The organism is Acinetobacter sp. WCHA55 (genome assembly GCF_002165305.2).
In the GTDB taxonomy this organism is placed as follows: domain Bacteria; phylum Pseudomonadota; class Gammaproteobacteria; order Pseudomonadales; family Moraxellaceae; genus Acinetobacter.
In genome coordinates, this window is record NZ_CP032286.1 from 339,557 (window position 1) to 354,233 (window position 14,677).

Genomic DNA, 14,677 nt, shown 5'->3' on the forward strand with positions numbered 1-14,677 from the left:
CTCCGAAACGTTAAAGATTCGAAGGGAAAATAGAACTAGAGTCCTTGCATTTTTAAGCGATTGGCATGTTGGCGATAGACATCAACTGGGTCTGCGCTAAATAGACCACGTAGCCCCATAACTTGGTTGACCTCATCTAAATGGTTCCAATCATAGTTATCACGGATCACTTTACCGAAGTGTGTACTACAGCGCGCCACTAAACCATCATTGTCTAAATGGCCATATGCCAAAGGCCCTAATAGTGCGATCGCACTATCTGCAACATCGAGAATGTTCGTGACTTGAGACGTACCAGTCCACGAATAATAATACACGCCATTGCTGGATGTTGCACCGCTCTTGTTACAGTCTGAAGCTAGTGCTGTTGTTGGATATTTCTGATTAAAAACAAGGGAACCTTGTTCGCTAATTGAGGTGAGTGATGCCTTTAAATTGCTTTTTAATGCAGGGTTACTTTGTCCATAAGCCAGCATAGGGCCTATAATATAATCCGCCGCTAGGCTGAGTAGTTGTGTTCCGCCTTGATTAGCAAGTAGCTGATCTGCCACTTTTGAACCTCTAAACGTTGCTCCTACACCTGTCAGTGAGGCCACGTATTGGGGTTTAACCGCTTCTACATAGCGAATGGTTGGTCCACCATGGCTATGCCCAATCAAATTAACTTTGGGCTTGCCAGTCAGGGCAATAACCTCTTCAACTTGTTGTAGTAACTGTTCACCTCGTACTTCAGTTGATTCTAGAGGGGAAATTTGTGCTGCAAAGGTGGTTGCGCCATTTCGAGCCAAGTCGGGTAAAATTTGATACCAATAATCTAGCCCAAGTTCGGCAACGCCCACTCTGCTGAACCCAAACATGCCATGGGTAAATAGCAATGGATATTTGGTTTGTGCATAATTACTTTTTACGCTTGCAGTCACGGTCTGTAATCCAGCTGTGGCTGTGGTTGCGCTGAGTCCAAGGCTGGTAACCAGACCTACGAGTGACATTGTTTGTATCATTTTTTTCGTTATAAACATTTTTTTTCATCCTGAAAAAGTCAAACACGGTATAGCTTTAATCTGCGAACGGAAGTTTTCCTCCCGTGTCATATGTGGTTTCAAAGGCTCCTAGTCGAAGTTGTTCTTGTGAATTATTAAACTGTTGATCACGTAGTTTTTGAATGGCTTGCTGCTGCGCATCTTGGGTCATATTGCTTTTGAGAATGTTGTCGCGTTGTTCTAAGTAAGTATTGACCCGAGATTTCCAATTGCGTCGATCTTGGTCGAGTTTTTCTAGGCGTACTGTCGCTTCGGCACCGACAAGATTCTGGCGCATTTGGCGAATTTCTTCGGCAGAGCCGCCACGCGCTTTAATATCTGAGGTCAGTTTACGCAGATCTTCTAGTTTGGAGAGTTGTTCTAAGTTTTCCTTCCAATCTTCAGGTAGTTCAGCAAACAGCTCTTTCAGTTTCTGCGCTTTTTGTACTTCAGTTAAGGACTGATCTGCCATGATGCTCATGCGGTCTAAGGTATATTCATGGTAGGTATTTTCGGTGCCAAAAAGGCCTTCGATTTCATAGTCAGAAAAGAACTGGCTGCGTAGGGTTTTCATCGAAGCAAAAATTTTACGATAGTACTCAGGGTCTTCTTTATCTAAGTTTGGCTCCTTCAGACTACCCAATTGCACACGATAATTTAAATAACGAGTCCAAAGATCTAGAATTTGTTTAAGGGCAGGTTCTTTATAACCTTGCTGGATATAGGCTTTAAAATCTTGCTTGATCTGATCTATATTTTTTTCCCCATATTGAGTAATAAAATATTCAAAACAATTACGAGTCTGCTCATTTACAACTAAGCGATTACTTTGGTCGAGCACCAGTTGGCAATTGACTTCGGTGTCTTGTTGGCTATCACTGACGAAAGTTAATCCTGCTGCATGTGGCAAGTCCGATGCAGCAGACAGTAAATTGGAGCTATTCTGCCCAGAGCTGTTGGTCATGGGTGCGGTGTTTGATCCGACCGTTGCATTGGGTGCAAGCCAGATGAGAAAACCGAGAATGACAGCGATGATCACGGCGAAAATGAGCCATAATTTCTTTTTTTGCATATCCTATGCCTAACATCCCTATTGTATTTTTTATTGCGTTCATATGACTGAACTCGATTTATTCTGAAACAAAAGGGCAAATAAACAACAGAAAAGTTGTAAAACTAGACAGACGGTTGATAGTATTGCGGCAGCTTTAAGACGTGTCCATGTTATGAAATCATCTGCTTCAAAAATCCAACGCCGTGCCGTGAATGGTGTATTTTTATTAAATAAGCCATTGGGGATCAGTTCAAATGCGGCATTGCAAAAAGTGCGCTGGTTATACCGTGCGCAAAAGGCGGGGCATACAGGAGCGCTCGATCCATTGGCATCAGGACTGCTGCCGATTTGTTTGGGCGAAGCAACTAAGTTTTCGCACTTTTTGTTGGACTCGGTGAAGCGTTATCAAACCACCATTCAGCTGGGTCACAGTACCACCACAGGTGATGTAGAAGGCGAACGGTTGTTAGAGCAGGCTGTACCTGAGTTAACCGAAGATTTGATTCAATCCGTTTTGGCTCAGTTTATGGGTGATATTCAGCAAGTACCGCCCATGTATTCCGCGTTGAAGAAAGATGGTCGCCCTTTATATGAGCTAGCCCGTAAAGGGATTGAGATTGAGCGTGAAGCACGTCCAGTTACCATCTCTGCGATTGAGCTGCTTTCATTCACAGTAGACAGTGTCACTCTTGATATTACCTGCTCGAAAGGCACATATATTCGTGTCTTAGGCGAAGATATTGCGAAGGCATTGGGTACTTATGGTCATTTGACTTATTTACATCGCATTAAAACGGGTCATTTTGATCTGATTCCAAGTTATACCCTTGAGTATTTGGAAAGCTTGTCTGAACAAGAGCGCGAAGCACTGTTGTTACCTGTGTATGCACCTGTAGATCATTTTCCTAAAGTACAAGTGCCAGAAGGACGCAGTGAATACTTTAGTCGCGGTATGGAAAGTAATATTGAGTATACAGCGGAAGCACAGGTCTTGGTTTTCGATGGGGAAAAATGCTTAGGCTTGGCTGAAATTACTGATAAGAAAAGATTGGTTCCAAAGCGGGTTTTAAATCTATAATCAAAATATATCACTCGGTAAAAAGGACAAGGCGTGGACATTGACATTATTATCAGTCTGATCTTTTTTGCCTTTTGTGCAGGCGCAATTGACGCTGCCGTCGGTGGTGGTGGGCTCATTCAAATTCCCGCTTTGATGAGTGCATTTCCGTCGATGGCACCTGCCACTTTATTTGGCACCAACAAATTAGCGGCAGTGGTGGGTACCGCCACTTCAGCCGTTTCCTTTGCACGTAAAGTCCGCTTTGAATGGAAACTTTTAGCAGTAGTCGCGGTTTGCGCAGCGATCAGTTCATTTGGGGGCGCGGCCAGTGTGGCCATGATTCCAAAAGAAGTTCTTCAACCCTTTGTCTTGGTCATGTTGATTGTGATGGCGGTATATACCCTCATGAAGAAACAATTTGGGCAAGTGCATATGGCGCAGCGTGTGACACCTAAAATTTTGCTGCTGGCAGGGATCGGAAGTTTAGCCATTGGCTTTTACGATGGTTTGTTTGGCCCAGGTACGGGCAGTTTCTTTATTTTCTATTTTATTCGCTATTTACGCGTTGATTTTTTACATGCGGCGGCACTGGCTAAAATTGGCAATGTGATGACCAATCTTGCTGCACTAAGCTTTTTTATTCCCTCGGGACATGTGCTCTTTGCTGTTGGAGGTACGATGGCGGTCGCAAATATGATCGGATCTATTTGTGGGGTAAAAATGGCGCTGAAATATGGTAGTGGCTTTATTCGTATCTTATTTCTTATTTTGGTGACGATTCTGATTGTAAGATTGAGCTATCAAATGTTTTTAATGTAATGGTGCGACCCTTTAAAACTTCATTACAAAAAACGCGTAGTCTGTGACCTCATTTCTCGTTTATTGCATTTATGATCAATGCAGCGCACTCAATGCTGTGCCAAGAAGTTTTTCAATAAAAAATGATATTTTAAGTTGAACTTAACTGGAGCATAGAATGAATATATTTGAAGTCTTAAGAGAAAGTCACGTTATACAACGAAATTTGGCTGAACAACTACTCCAAACTTCAGGGGATACACCTGAGCGCCGTGAGCTGTTTGAACGGCTTAAAAATGAATTATTTGCCCATGCTGTGGCAGAAGACCGTTATTTTTATATCCCTTTAATGATGACTGATTCGGGCCTCAACATTACCCGCCATGCTTTGGCAGAACACCATAAAATGGATGAGTTATTGGAACAATTGACGGAGACAGAATTCTCAAATCCGGGCTGGTTGGCAATTGCAAAAAAATTATCGGAAACCGTACATCATCACTTACAAGAAGAAGAGCATGGTTTCTTCCAGCAAGCAGGAAAAATTTTACTCGATGCTCAAAAGACTGCGCTTGCCAAGCAGTATCAGCAGGAGTACAAAAAGTACAAAAAAATTGAAAAAGACAGTTTGGTTTAAGTTCATTTTAAACAAAAGATGGCGAGTACCATTTTTTGTGATTTAAAGCGCGTCATCACTTTGCAGTTTGGCTCTAAAGGTAACACCAACAGAGGCAATCATAATGCAAACCAGCGCCAACGTTTGCCACATACTAATTTGTTCTTTCAGTAGTAACCAACCTGCTAAGGCTGCTAAAGCTGGTGACAAACTTGAAAGCGTACCATAGCTGAGTTTACTCAAACGTTTTAAAGCCATGAGGTCTAGGGCATAAGGAATGGTTGTGGCAAGTAGTGCAATCAATAAGGCTTTGGGCCAGTATTCTGTCTGCATCAGCGCAGTTGGGTTATGCGTGGCACTAATGGGTAAAAGTACCAAGGCTGAGATCGTAATGGCAATACTGAGGGCATGCATGCCGATATTTTGACGGACGACTTTTTGCCCAAAATAAATATACAGCGCCCAACACGCACCCGCTGAAACCGCAAATGCTGCACCTAAGAAGGAGAAGTTGGTTGCATTGGCTTGATGCCACGGCACCATCAGTGCAATGCCTAAAATCGCTAATCCGACCCAAATATAATCACGACGTTGCTTGATCGAGAGTAGCGCTAAAGTTAAAGGGCCTAAAAACTCTAAACCAACGGCAATACCTTGCGGTAGTTTACCCAGCGAAGCGTAGAATAAAATATTCATAAGGCATAAGGCTGCTGTATAGCTGAGTAAATCTTTCCACTTTAAATGCGGAAGGCGTTTAATGATGCTCCATGAGCGGAACATTAGCACAATTAAAATTGCGGCAAAGCACAGTCTAAGGGTCACCACGGTGAGGGGATCCAGCACGGAAATCAACTGCTTGGCAAAAGAAGCACTGATTTGATAGGACAGCATGGACAAGACCATGAACATCACTGCCATCAGTTGGGAATTAGGCATCATGCACACATCAGGTCATAGCGACCTGTTATTTTAAGACGGTGGATTAGTATAACGATTCAGCACCCAAGTTGGATGCTGAATAAGCTGAATTTTTTTAATGCAACGACATGAATTTAAAAGTAATTGATATAGCTTTGGATTTAAAAACTAAATTCAAACGCTGGATTAGATCGTTTAAACTGCAGTTTTTCGGTTTTTCTGGGCTGTATAGGTACAACCAATAGATGCCATGATAATCACGCTGAGCGCAAGCCACTGTGACCACAATAGTTGCTCGCCTAGAAAGACAAAACCAGATAGTGCTGCGATAGCAGGCTCAAGACTCATGAGCGTCCCAAAACTTAAAGCAGTTAAATTGCGTAGTGCAATCATTTCCAAGCTAAAAGGCAAAGCGCTGGCCAAAACTGCCAAAGCCACGAAATAGATCAGGTTTGAGGGTTCAAACACATTTGTGGGTAAACCACTGAATAGGGCGAGCGGCATTAATATCAGCATGCCGACAAACATACCTAAGCACACGGTATGGTTGCCCGAAACACCCGATGGGCGCTGTCCCGCTACGATATATAAGGCCCAACATGCACCTGCACCCAGTGCAAATGCGATCCCAAGCGGGTCTAAAGGTTGAGCTGCTTGGTCGAAAGGAAATAGTAAAACTAAGCCTAAAATAGCCAGCCCGACCCAAACAAAGTCAAAGCGTTGTTTGGCATAAAACAGAGCGACACTGAGTGGGCCAATAAACTCAAACGACACTGCAATGCCGAGCGGCAGGCGAGCAATGGATAAATAAAACAATAGGTTCATGCCTGCCAAAGCAAAACCATAGCTGATGATGGCTTTATATTTAACTTGCTTAAAATCAACCTGCCAAATTTTAAACAATACGGCCAAAATGATTGATCCCAACAGCAAGCGCATGGCGGAAACGGTTAAAATGGGAAATTGATCGAACAGCACCTTGGCCAATGAACCACTACTTTGCAAGCTGAGCATCGCAATCAGCAATAAAAAGGTCGCTTGGAGGTGGGGAGTACTTTTTAGATTTGGCATTATTAGAATACTAGATAGAGAAATGAATACTTGGAAAAAGTAGCGGAGAATGTGCTTGGGTCGCACATAAAATTTTAACAAGTATTCAAAAATAAAAAAACCACAGCTTGGCAGCTGTGGTTTTTAAAAAGAGTCGAATTAGAACAATACGCGAACGCGGATTGTGCCTTCAACGTTTTGTAGAGTATCTAAAGCTTCTTGAGATGCAGTTGCATCTACATCCATCACCAAGTAACCAACATCACCTTTGGTCATGAGAGACTGACCTGAGATATTGATGCCGTGTTCAGCAAACAAGTTGTTGATTTTTGACAACACGCCTGGCACATTTTTATGGATGTGAAGTAAACGATGTTTGCCTTCAGTCAATGGTAAAGCGATTTCTGGGAAGTTTACTGCAGATAAAGTCATGCCTTTATCTGAATAAGAAACAAATTTCTCAGCCACTTCTAAACCAATGTTCGCTTGCGCTTCCATGGTTGAACCACCCACGTGAGGGGTTAAGATCACGTTTGGAATGTTACGTAGTGGAGAAACGAACTCTTCACCATTGGCTTTCGGTTCTTTCGGGAATACGTCAACCGCAGCACCAGCAACATGACCTGATTTCAAGGCATCTGCTAAATCTTCGATAAGTACGCATGTACCACGTGCAGCATTGATGAAGATTGAACCTTCTTTCATTTGTGCAAATTGGTCTTTACCGAAGAAGTTGCGTGTAGACGGAACGTCTGGCACGTGTAAAGAAACCACGTCAGCATTTGCAAGAAGTTCACCCATTGAACCGACTTGACGTGCATTACCCAAAGGCAACTTGGTCACTGTGTCGAAATAGATCACTTTCATACCCATGCTTTCAGCAAGTACAGAAAGTTGTGAACCGATTGAACCGTAACCGACGATCCCTAAAGTTTTACCACGCGTTTCAAACGAACCAACAGCTGATTTGTTCCAACCGCCTGCATGTGTATCTGTTGATTTTTCAGGTACACGACGAAGAAGAAGAATTGCTTCAGCAAGTACAAGTTCAGCCACTGAACGTGTATTTGAGTATGGTGCGTTAAATACTGGAATACCACGAACCATCGCAGCATTTAAGTTCACTTGGTTGGTACCAATACAGAAACAACCGACCGCGATTAATTTATTCGCAGCTTCAAACACTTCTTCAGTGAGTTGTGTACGGGAACGAATACCAATGAAATGTGCATCTTTAACCGCTTCTTTCAACGCTTCACCCTCAAGCGCAGTTTTACGATAGTCGATGTTGGTGTATCCGGCAGCATTTAGTGTGTCGATTGCGTTTTGGTGAACGCCTTCTAACAACAAGAAACGAATTTTATCTTTAGGAAGTGAAAGATGTTGGCTCATTACGGCTCCGCTACAAAGGCCAAATTTAGTGGCGATATAATAGCACGTACCGCGCCCGATATACATTTCCTTTATACAGACTCTATTGGGTATTTTTAGTCGCTATAGTGCGTAAAAAAGGCTTTTTGGTCTAATTAAACTAATCATTTCAAAGGTATCATGAATAAAACAGCTTTTTCTGCGGGAAACAGAAAAAATGCCTTATAATATGACTCCGTGAAAATAAGCCAGTTGCACACTGCTGCTTAAATCCTCACGAACTGCCTGAGCCTTAGGGCATGGAAAGACTGAAATGAAGCGCTTTTCATGCAGAGAACCCTAGCGCCACAAACAACTTGTTTACTTCTTGCAAGGTCTGAAAACGATGAATGCTCCAGTCGCTTTAACCCCAGAGTTATTGACCCAATTGACAGCAATTGTAGGTGAAAACCGCATTAAAACCGATGCGGATAGCCTTGAAAATTGGGGGCGCGATCATACCAAACATTTTGATCCAAACCCGTCAGTCATCGTTTTTCCATCGAGCACAGAACAAGTGCAAGCGGTTGTAAAACTTGCAAATGAGTTTAATGTTGCGATTACACCATCGGGTGGTCGTACTGGCTTATCTGCTGGTGCAGTTGCTGCCAATGGTGAAATTGTGGTGAGCATGGACAAGATGAACCAAATCTTGGAATTCTTTCCAGCAGACCGTATGGTTCGTGTCCAAGCAGGTGTGGTGACTGAACAGCTGCAAAACTATGCGGAAGAGCAAGGCATGTACTACCCTGTAGATTTTGCTTCTGCGGGTTCGAGTCAAATTGGTGGAAACATTGGCACCAATGCTGGCGGTATCAAAGTCATTAAATACGGCATGACGCGTAACTGGGTACTTGGTTTAACTGTAGTCACAGGTAAGGGTGATGTGCTGCGTCTAAACAAAGGCATGATCAAAAACGCAACGGGTTATGCACTACAACATTTGTTCATTGGTGGTGAAGGCACACTGGGCTTAGTGACTGAAGCTGAAATCAAACTGGAACGCCAACCGCAAGACCTTCAAGTAATGGTATTGGGTGTACCTGATTTTGATGCTGTAATGCCTGTACTGCATGCTTTCCAAGCCAAAATTGACCTGACTGCATTTGAGTTCTTTGGTGAACTAGCAATGCAAAAAGTGTTGGCAAATGGTCATGTGCAACGTCCATTTGAAACCGAATGTCCATTCTATGTATTGTTAGAATTTGAAGCGCCGTTTGAGCCAATTATGGACAAGGCGATGGAAATTTTTGAGCACTGCATGGAACAAGGCTGGGTGCTGGATGGTGTATTGAGCCAAAGCCTAGATCAAGTGGAAAGCTTATGGCGTTTACGTGAAGACATTTCTGAGTCAATTGCACCATTTACACCGTACAAAAACGATATTTCAGTTCTGATTACGCATGTACCTGCATTTATTAAAGAAATTGATGCCATTGTGGCAAGCAACTATCCAGATTTTGAAATCTGTTGGTTCGGTCATATCGGTGACGGGAACTTACACTTAAATATTTTAAAACCTGCGGACTTAAGCAAGGATGAGTTCTTTGCCAAATGTCAGGTGGTGAATAAATATGTCTTTGAAACCGTGAAAAAATACGACGGTTCAATTTCTGCGGAACATGGTGTCGGCATGACCAAAAAGCCATACCTTGACTACACCCGTTCGGCGGAAGAGATTGAATATATGAAAGCCTTGAAGCAAGTTTTCGATCCAAACGGCATTATGAACCCGGGTAAATTATTCGACCTTTAAGTTCAAATTGGGTTTTAAAAGCGCATTCATCGTGATGCGCTTTTTTATGGTTGATGGGACCGAATTACATTTACTAAATAGTGTAATGGTCACAAAAAAGGCATGATGGACTGATAAATAATGAATTTTGGGTGGATTTTATGTTGCGTCTTATTTTAGCTTCAGCCGTATGTGTGGGATTATTGTCAGGCTGTGCGACGACCAAAGAGTTAGTAAATAAAGTCGGTTCGTCAGATACACCGTTGGCTCAGGTACTCAAAGAGCGTCCAGATTTGCGCAATGAGTTAGCTACGGTTGAGATCCGTCAATACTTTAATACAGTTGAGTCCCCGACTGCGGCAGAAGTTAAAGTGACAGAAACAGGTTTGTTGGATGACTCAGTGAAGTCGGTGCGTACTGTGTATAACTTTAAATTGGTTGGTGGCGACTGGGAAAAAACCGCGACGAAAACCTCTTACCAATGTGCGCGCGGTAAAAACACCAAAAACTTCCAAACAGCAAAGTGTTCTTGATTGAAATAGATACTTCTTTTACTGTTGATAGAAAGGCGTATTCGGTTTACGCCTTTTCATATGGTCATGTTGAATTATTCAAGCAAAGATGGCGTCTTAAAAATGGGTCAGTCGATTCTGAATAATAATTTTAGAGCTGAGCTCACTTTTAGAATGAGCACCTAGCTTCTTCATTAAATTGGCTTTATGAACCTCGACTGTACGATGTGACAAGGAAAGTTTTCGTGCAATTTCTTTACAGGTTAATCCATTTACAATGAGTTGCGTAATCTCAGACTCGCGTTTGGTTAACTTCTGTTTACTGGTCAGCGGATGCTGTTCTTTACGTTCAAAATGCCACACCATCAATTGAAAAGGGTCTTCAGGGGTGAGTGTACGTCCATGGGTATGTGTCCAGAAAATTTCTCCACTTTTATGCTGCATAAAGCGTTGATCCGAATAATGCAGGCTATTTTTTTGCAATAGGCTTTGCAAAGCATCATTTCCGACTTTCTCATAGTCTTCAATGCTGGGGAAAATTTTAATAATGGAGTGATGAAGAAGTTCTTCACGCTCATAACCAAACATCTGAGTAAAGGCGTGATTCATTTCGACCATATGCCTATTACTGAGCACCACGATAGGTGCAGGGCTAAAATCAAAAGCCAATTTATTATAGTGAATCATAATAAGTATCCATACTTAGTATATGAAGCAATATAGTAAATTGTGCTGAATTAGCAATTGTAAAAAATGACCTTTTTATCCTTTCTATTGTTTTCAATGATGCGTTTCTGATTCAAATATTGGGGTGGCTAAGTGCTTCATCAGCACTTAAAAAGCAGCAATTTATTTTTAAGTGAATGTAATTTAAATAGAAAATAGTTCATAAAAACTACTTAAGTAATTAAGTAGATTGACTCTATTTCAAGATTAATCCACATTAATAAATTAGTGAATTTTAGTTCACTTTTATAATATTTTTCTTAAAGTTATGAGTCGTCATAGCTTTAAAGCGCATGAAATCATAACCAATATCGTTATAGTCACGTGGTTTAAAAATCAGGACAGATTTTTAACGTGACAGAAAGCAGACAATACTAAGAATTGCAAGAGGTGGATATGGAGCAGATACAAGGATCGGGTCTTCCACATAAAAAGTCTTCTCACCGTTTGGCTGGAATCTCTAGCATGGTGGGAACGACTATAGAATGGTACGATTTTTTTATTTATGGTGCCGCTGCGGCGCTGATTTTTAATAAATTGTTTTTCCCCAATTTAGACCCTTTAACTGGGGTATTAGCAGCTTTCGCCACTTATGCGGTGGGATTTATCGGACGACCGCTGGGTGGGATTGTTTTTGGACACTTTGGCGACAAGATTGGTCGTAAAACCATGTTGTTAACCACCTTGATTATGATGGGAATTCCAACTGTTTTGATTGGGCTGTTACCGACTTATGAAAGTATTGGTTATTGGGCAACCTTCTGTTTGGTCATTCTTCGATTTATTCAAGGTATGGCGATGGGGGGGGAGTGGGGCGGTGCTGTTTTGATGGCAGTTGAGCATGCACCCGAAGGTGGCAAAGGTTTCTGGGGAAGTTTGCCTCAGGCCAGTGCAGGAGGAGGCTTATTACTGGCTTCTCTTGCTTTAGGCGCTGTTTCTCTATTGCCTGAAGCTAGCTTATTTAGTTGGGGATGGCGTTTACCATTCCTTGCCAGTATTTTGCTATTAGGAGTTGGTTGGTATATTCGTGTCAAGGTGCCTGAATCACCTGACTTCGAAAAAGTGAAAGAGCAGGCGCACGAAATTAAAGTACCTGCTATGCAAGTTTTTAAAAATCATCCACGTGAGTTGTTGACGATTATTTTTGCCCGCGCAGCAGAAAATGCTTGGTTTTACATTGCTTCTACATTTGCCCTAGCTTATACCACCACCAAGTTAGGAATTCCCCGTCAGGATATTTTATTTGCAACGATTTGTGGTGCAGGCTTAATTATGGTGATGACGCCATTGTGTGGTCACTTATCGGATAAAGTCGGGCAACGAAATATGTTTATGTTTGGTCTCTTGATCTTGGCATTATATTGCTATCCATTTTTCACCATGTTGGGGACCAAAGACCCAATATTGGTTTGGACGGCAATTGTGTTAGGTATTGGGGTGGTTTTCCCCATTATGTATGCGCCACAAGCTCAGCTATTTGCCCGTCAATTTCCCGCCGAGATTCGTTATAGTGGTATTTCCATTTCTGTGCAATTTGCAGGTGTACTAGGAGGAGGCTTAGCTCCACTTATTGCCACTAAACTTTTGAGTATTGGCGATGGTAGCCCGCATTTAATCATTGGTTATATTGTGGGGATGGCTGTATTTGCAATCATTTGTTCTTTCTTTATGAAGCCAGATCATCTCACTCGTAAACCAAACACGATAAAAGTCAAAACTGAAATCTCAGCTTAGCGACTGTAAGAAAAATTACAATTTCTCAAGTTATAAACTGCTAAAATACACCCACTTAAACTAGTGGGTGTATTAGTTTGAGTTATAAAAATCTCACAACTGAAATCGTTTGATCTATCTTAGACACCTTGTGAATACGGTGTATTAAGCCGCGAAATCTCAGCGCATTCAAAAAACGTAATTTAATAAATTTCTCAGTGCTTGCCATTGGGCTTAGTCGTCTCTCCCTCCAACGGACTTCGCTCAGGCTTGTACGCATTTTATATGTAGATAACAATGCAAAACGTACAAACTTTAAAGTTAAGCCGTGCCACATTGATGTTTCCTTTGGCATTGGTTTTATTCGAATTTTCGGTCTATATCGGTAATGATTTAGTCCAACCTGCCATGCTCGCCATTGCCCAAGATTTTGGGGTCAGCAGTGCATGGGCACCATCGTCTATGTCCTTTTATTTACTGGGCGGTGCCTGTGTCGCATGGCTGCTTGGGCCACTTTCAGACCGTTTAGGCCGTAAAAAAGTGCTGCTCTCGGGTGTGGCATTTTTTGTGCTGACCTGCCTTGCAATTTTACTCACTCAAAATATTGAGTCTTTTTTGGCACTCCGCTTTTTACAAGGTGTTGGGCTGTCGATGATTTCTGCGGTGGGTTATGCCGCAGTACAGGAAAGTTTTGAAGAGCGTGATGCTATTAAAGTCATGGCACTTATGGCGAATATTTCTTTGCTAGCACCGTTACTTGGTCCTGTGGTCGGGGCGTTTATGATTGACCATGTGTCATGGCATTGGGGTTTTATTGGCATCGCCTTTTTGGCTTTTTTAAGTTGGTTTGGTTTAAAAGCCAAAATGCCTGCGGCACAGCACAGTATTCCTAAAAAGCCACTACGTTATATATGGGATGATTATAAAACGGTCTATAAAAATAAGACTTTTTTGGCGCTCACCTTTGGTTTGCCTATGGTGGCCATGCCATTGATGTTGTGGATTGCACTGTCACCCGTAATCTTGGTCGAGGAACTTGGCTTGAGCAGTATGCAATACGGCTTGGCGCAGTTCCCTGTCTTGGGTGGTCTAATTCTAGGTAATATTGTGCTGATTAAAGTCATCGACAAAATGGCACTGGGTAAAACCGTGTTACTCGGTTTGCCCTTGATGTTCATCGGTACGCTGTTGGTGGTGCTCGGCACGATTTTCCAAAGCTATTTCTTGCCGTTACTGATTGTAGGGATGACTTTGGTGAGCTTTGGTGAAGGTATTAGTTTTTCAGTGTTATACCGCTTTGCGTTGATGTCATCTGAAGTATCTAAAGGAACAGTTGCCGCAGCCGTTTCGGTACTGATGATGTTTACGTTTTTCTTCGTGATTGAACTGGTGCGTATGGCGTATGTGGCATTTGGTCTTTGGGCCTACAGTTTGGTCTGCTTCATTTTGATTGCGTTATGGTTTAGCTTTCCATGTGTGACCGTGAAAAAAGTGATGCAAAGCCGTCTTGAAAGTGGTGTTTACTAAGATTTTATTCGCTGAATTTAGCGAAGTTCACATCAAAAAAGCGCACATTCATTTGAATGGGCGCTTTTTTATTACGGCTTTAAATAATCCTTTTAAAGCCAGTATTTTTAAACTTAGGCTTCAGCTTGCTCAGGTTCTAATTTTTTAATTTTGGCATCAAACACGAAAGGCCCAAAAGGTAAAATCGAAGCGATCAGACCTAAAATAAACATCTTCAAAGACCATTTTTGCTTTTCACAGACTACAAACAGCACGATGAGAAACAGGATAAATAAAACGCCATGCCCCATACCCACGTATTTGACAAGGATCGGGTTATCAAAGATGTATTTCATTGGCATCGCAATAAATAACAACAGTAAAAAAGAAATCCCTTCTAAAAATCCTACAACACGTAATGTCTGAATGTTCATGGTCAAAAATCTATGAGAATGAAGCTCGAGTGTACTCAAGAATGAAATAAAAATGAACTATTTAAGACGCTGAGCCATTTGGGCCAAATTGAAACATTTTGAGGGCTTCGTATGAGATGGATTATT

Annotated in this window: 14 protein-coding genes; 7 read left to right on the top strand and 7 right to left on the bottom strand. The window is 42.0% G+C overall.

The genetic code is table 11. The features are described 5' to 3' along the window. Positions 1-35: 35 nt before the first annotated feature. Together CDG62_RS04350 and CDG62_RS04355 are read right to left on the bottom strand one after the other, a co-directional pair. Positions 36-989: a lipase family alpha/beta hydrolase gene (locus CDG62_RS04350; protein WP_087527322.1), complete on the bottom strand. Its 954-nt coding sequence runs from the start codon at positions 987-989 to the stop codon at positions 36-38. A 67-nt stretch (positions 990-1,056) separates the two neighbouring features. Beyond that, a complete protein-coding gene (locus tag CDG62_RS04355) occupies positions 1,057-2,091 on the bottom strand; it encodes a lipase secretion chaperone (RefSeq protein ID WP_087527323.1) in 1,035 nt (344 codons plus the stop codon). Positions 2,092-2,245: 154 nt separating this feature from the next. On the opposite strand from CDG62_RS04355, the gene truB reads away from it, so the two are divergent. The 3 genes from truB to CDG62_RS04370 all read left to right on the top strand — a co-directional run bounded on the left by truB (position 2,246) and on the right by CDG62_RS04370 (position 4,568). Beyond that, on the top strand, positions 2,246-3,151 hold the full coding sequence (gene truB / locus CDG62_RS04360) for a tRNA pseudouridine(55) synthase TruB (RefSeq protein WP_087527324.1): 906 nt from the start codon (positions 2,246-2,248) through the stop codon (positions 3,149-3,151). Between the two features lie 33 nt (positions 3,152-3,184). Then, the gene (locus tag CDG62_RS04365) at positions 3,185-3,952 is read left to right on the top strand and encodes a sulfite exporter TauE/SafE family protein (RefSeq protein WP_087527325.1); all 768 of its coding nucleotides are present in this window, start codon (positions 3,185-3,187) and stop codon (positions 3,950-3,952) included. A gap of 157 nt (positions 3,953-4,109) precedes the next feature. Then, positions 4,110-4,568, top strand: coding sequence for a hemerythrin domain-containing protein (locus CDG62_RS04370; RefSeq protein WP_087527326.1), 459 nt, complete (start codon positions 4,110-4,112; stop codon positions 4,566-4,568). 42 nt (positions 4,569-4,610) lie between these two features. Here CDG62_RS04370 and CDG62_RS04375 read toward each other — a convergent pair whose 3' ends face one another. From CDG62_RS04375 to serA, 3 genes are all read right to left on the bottom strand, one after another. Continuing rightward, complete coding sequence (locus CDG62_RS04375) at positions 4,611-5,483, bottom strand: EamA family transporter (protein WP_087527327.1); 873 nt, start codon at positions 5,481-5,483, stop codon at positions 4,611-4,613. Positions 5,484-5,660: 177 nt separating this feature from the next. Next, on the bottom strand, positions 5,661-6,536 hold the full coding sequence (locus tag CDG62_RS04380) for an EamA family transporter (RefSeq protein WP_087527328.1): 876 nt from the start codon (positions 6,534-6,536) through the stop codon (positions 5,661-5,663). Positions 6,537-6,674: 138 nt separating this feature from the next. After that, entirely contained in the window at positions 6,675-7,907 is a 1,233-nt protein-coding gene (serA, locus tag CDG62_RS04385; RefSeq protein ID WP_087527329.1) for a phosphoglycerate dehydrogenase, read from the bottom strand. Between the two features lie 364 nt (positions 7,908-8,271). On the opposite strand from serA, the gene CDG62_RS04390 reads away from it, so the two are divergent. Beyond that, entirely contained in the window at positions 8,272-9,681 is a 1,410-nt protein-coding gene (locus tag CDG62_RS04390; RefSeq protein WP_086209010.1) for an FAD-binding oxidoreductase, read from the top strand. A gap of 140 nt (positions 9,682-9,821) precedes the next feature. Then, positions 9,822-10,193: a hypothetical protein gene (locus tag CDG62_RS04395; protein WP_087527330.1), complete on the top strand. Its 372-nt coding sequence runs from the start codon at positions 9,822-9,824 to the stop codon at positions 10,191-10,193. 96 nt (positions 10,194-10,289) lie between these two features. On the opposite strand, the gene CDG62_RS04400 is transcribed toward CDG62_RS04395, so the two are convergent. Then, the gene (locus CDG62_RS04400) at positions 10,290-10,859 is read right to left on the bottom strand and encodes a LuxR C-terminal-related transcriptional regulator (RefSeq protein WP_162904010.1); all 570 of its coding nucleotides are present in this window, start codon (positions 10,857-10,859) and stop codon (positions 10,290-10,292) included. A 435-nt stretch (positions 10,860-11,294) separates the two neighbouring features. Between CDG62_RS04400 and CDG62_RS04405 the strand changes: the two genes are divergently transcribed. Continuing rightward, entirely contained in the window at positions 11,295-12,632 is a 1,338-nt protein-coding gene (locus CDG62_RS04405) for an MFS transporter (RefSeq protein WP_087527331.1), read from the top strand. Between the two features lie 276 nt (positions 12,633-12,908). Then, positions 12,909-14,138: an MFS transporter gene (locus CDG62_RS04410; protein WP_087527332.1), complete on the top strand. Its 1,230-nt coding sequence runs from the start codon at positions 12,909-12,911 to the stop codon at positions 14,136-14,138. A 113-nt stretch (positions 14,139-14,251) separates the two neighbouring features. Here the strand turns inward: CDG62_RS04410 and CDG62_RS04415 are convergent, their stop codons facing one another. After that, positions 14,252-14,551 carry a DUF3817 domain-containing protein gene (locus CDG62_RS04415; RefSeq protein WP_087527333.1) on the bottom strand — a complete coding sequence of 100 codons (300 nt, stop codon included), beginning with the start codon at positions 14,549-14,551 and terminating at the stop codon, positions 14,252-14,254. Positions 14,552-14,677 lie beyond the last annotated feature (126 nt).

Coding starts and splice junctions, on each gene's coding strand:
- CDG62_RS04350 (WP_087527322.1), bottom strand. CDS start 989: ATGTCACTCGTAGGTCTGGTTACCAGCCTTGGACTCAGCGCAACCACA.
- CDG62_RS04355 (WP_087527323.1), bottom strand. CDS start 2,091: ATGCAAAAAAAGAAATTATGGCTCATTTTCGCCGTGATCATCGCTGTC.
- truB (WP_087527324.1), top strand. CDS start 2,246: ATGAAATCATCTGCTTCAAAAATCCAACGCCGTGCCGTGAATGGTGTA.
- CDG62_RS04370 (WP_087527326.1), top strand. CDS start 4,110: ATGAATATATTTGAAGTCTTAAGAGAAAGTCACGTTATACAACGAAAT.
- CDG62_RS04375 (WP_087527327.1), bottom strand. CDS start 5,483: ATGCCTAATTCCCAACTGATGGCAGTGATGTTCATGGTCTTGTCCATG.
- CDG62_RS04380 (WP_087527328.1), bottom strand. CDS start 6,536: ATGCCAAATCTAAAAAGTACTCCCCACCTCCAAGCGACCTTTTTATTG.
- serA (WP_087527329.1), bottom strand. CDS start 7,907: ATGAGCCAACATCTTTCACTTCCTAAAGATAAAATTCGTTTCTTGTTG.
- CDG62_RS04390 (WP_086209010.1), top strand. CDS start 8,272: ATGAATGCTCCAGTCGCTTTAACCCCAGAGTTATTGACCCAATTGACA.
- CDG62_RS04395 (WP_087527330.1), top strand. CDS start 9,822: ATGTTGCGTCTTATTTTAGCTTCAGCCGTATGTGTGGGATTATTGTCA.
- CDG62_RS04400 (WP_162904010.1), bottom strand. CDS start 10,859: ATGATTCACTATAATAAATTGGCTTTTGATTTTAGCCCTGCACCTATC.
- CDG62_RS04405 (WP_087527331.1), top strand. CDS start 11,295: ATGGAGCAGATACAAGGATCGGGTCTTCCACATAAAAAGTCTTCTCAC.
- CDG62_RS04410 (WP_087527332.1), top strand. CDS start 12,909: ATGCAAAACGTACAAACTTTAAAGTTAAGCCGTGCCACATTGATGTTT.
- CDG62_RS04415 (WP_087527333.1), bottom strand. CDS start 14,551: ATGAACATTCAGACATTACGTGTTGTAGGATTTTTAGAAGGGATTTCT.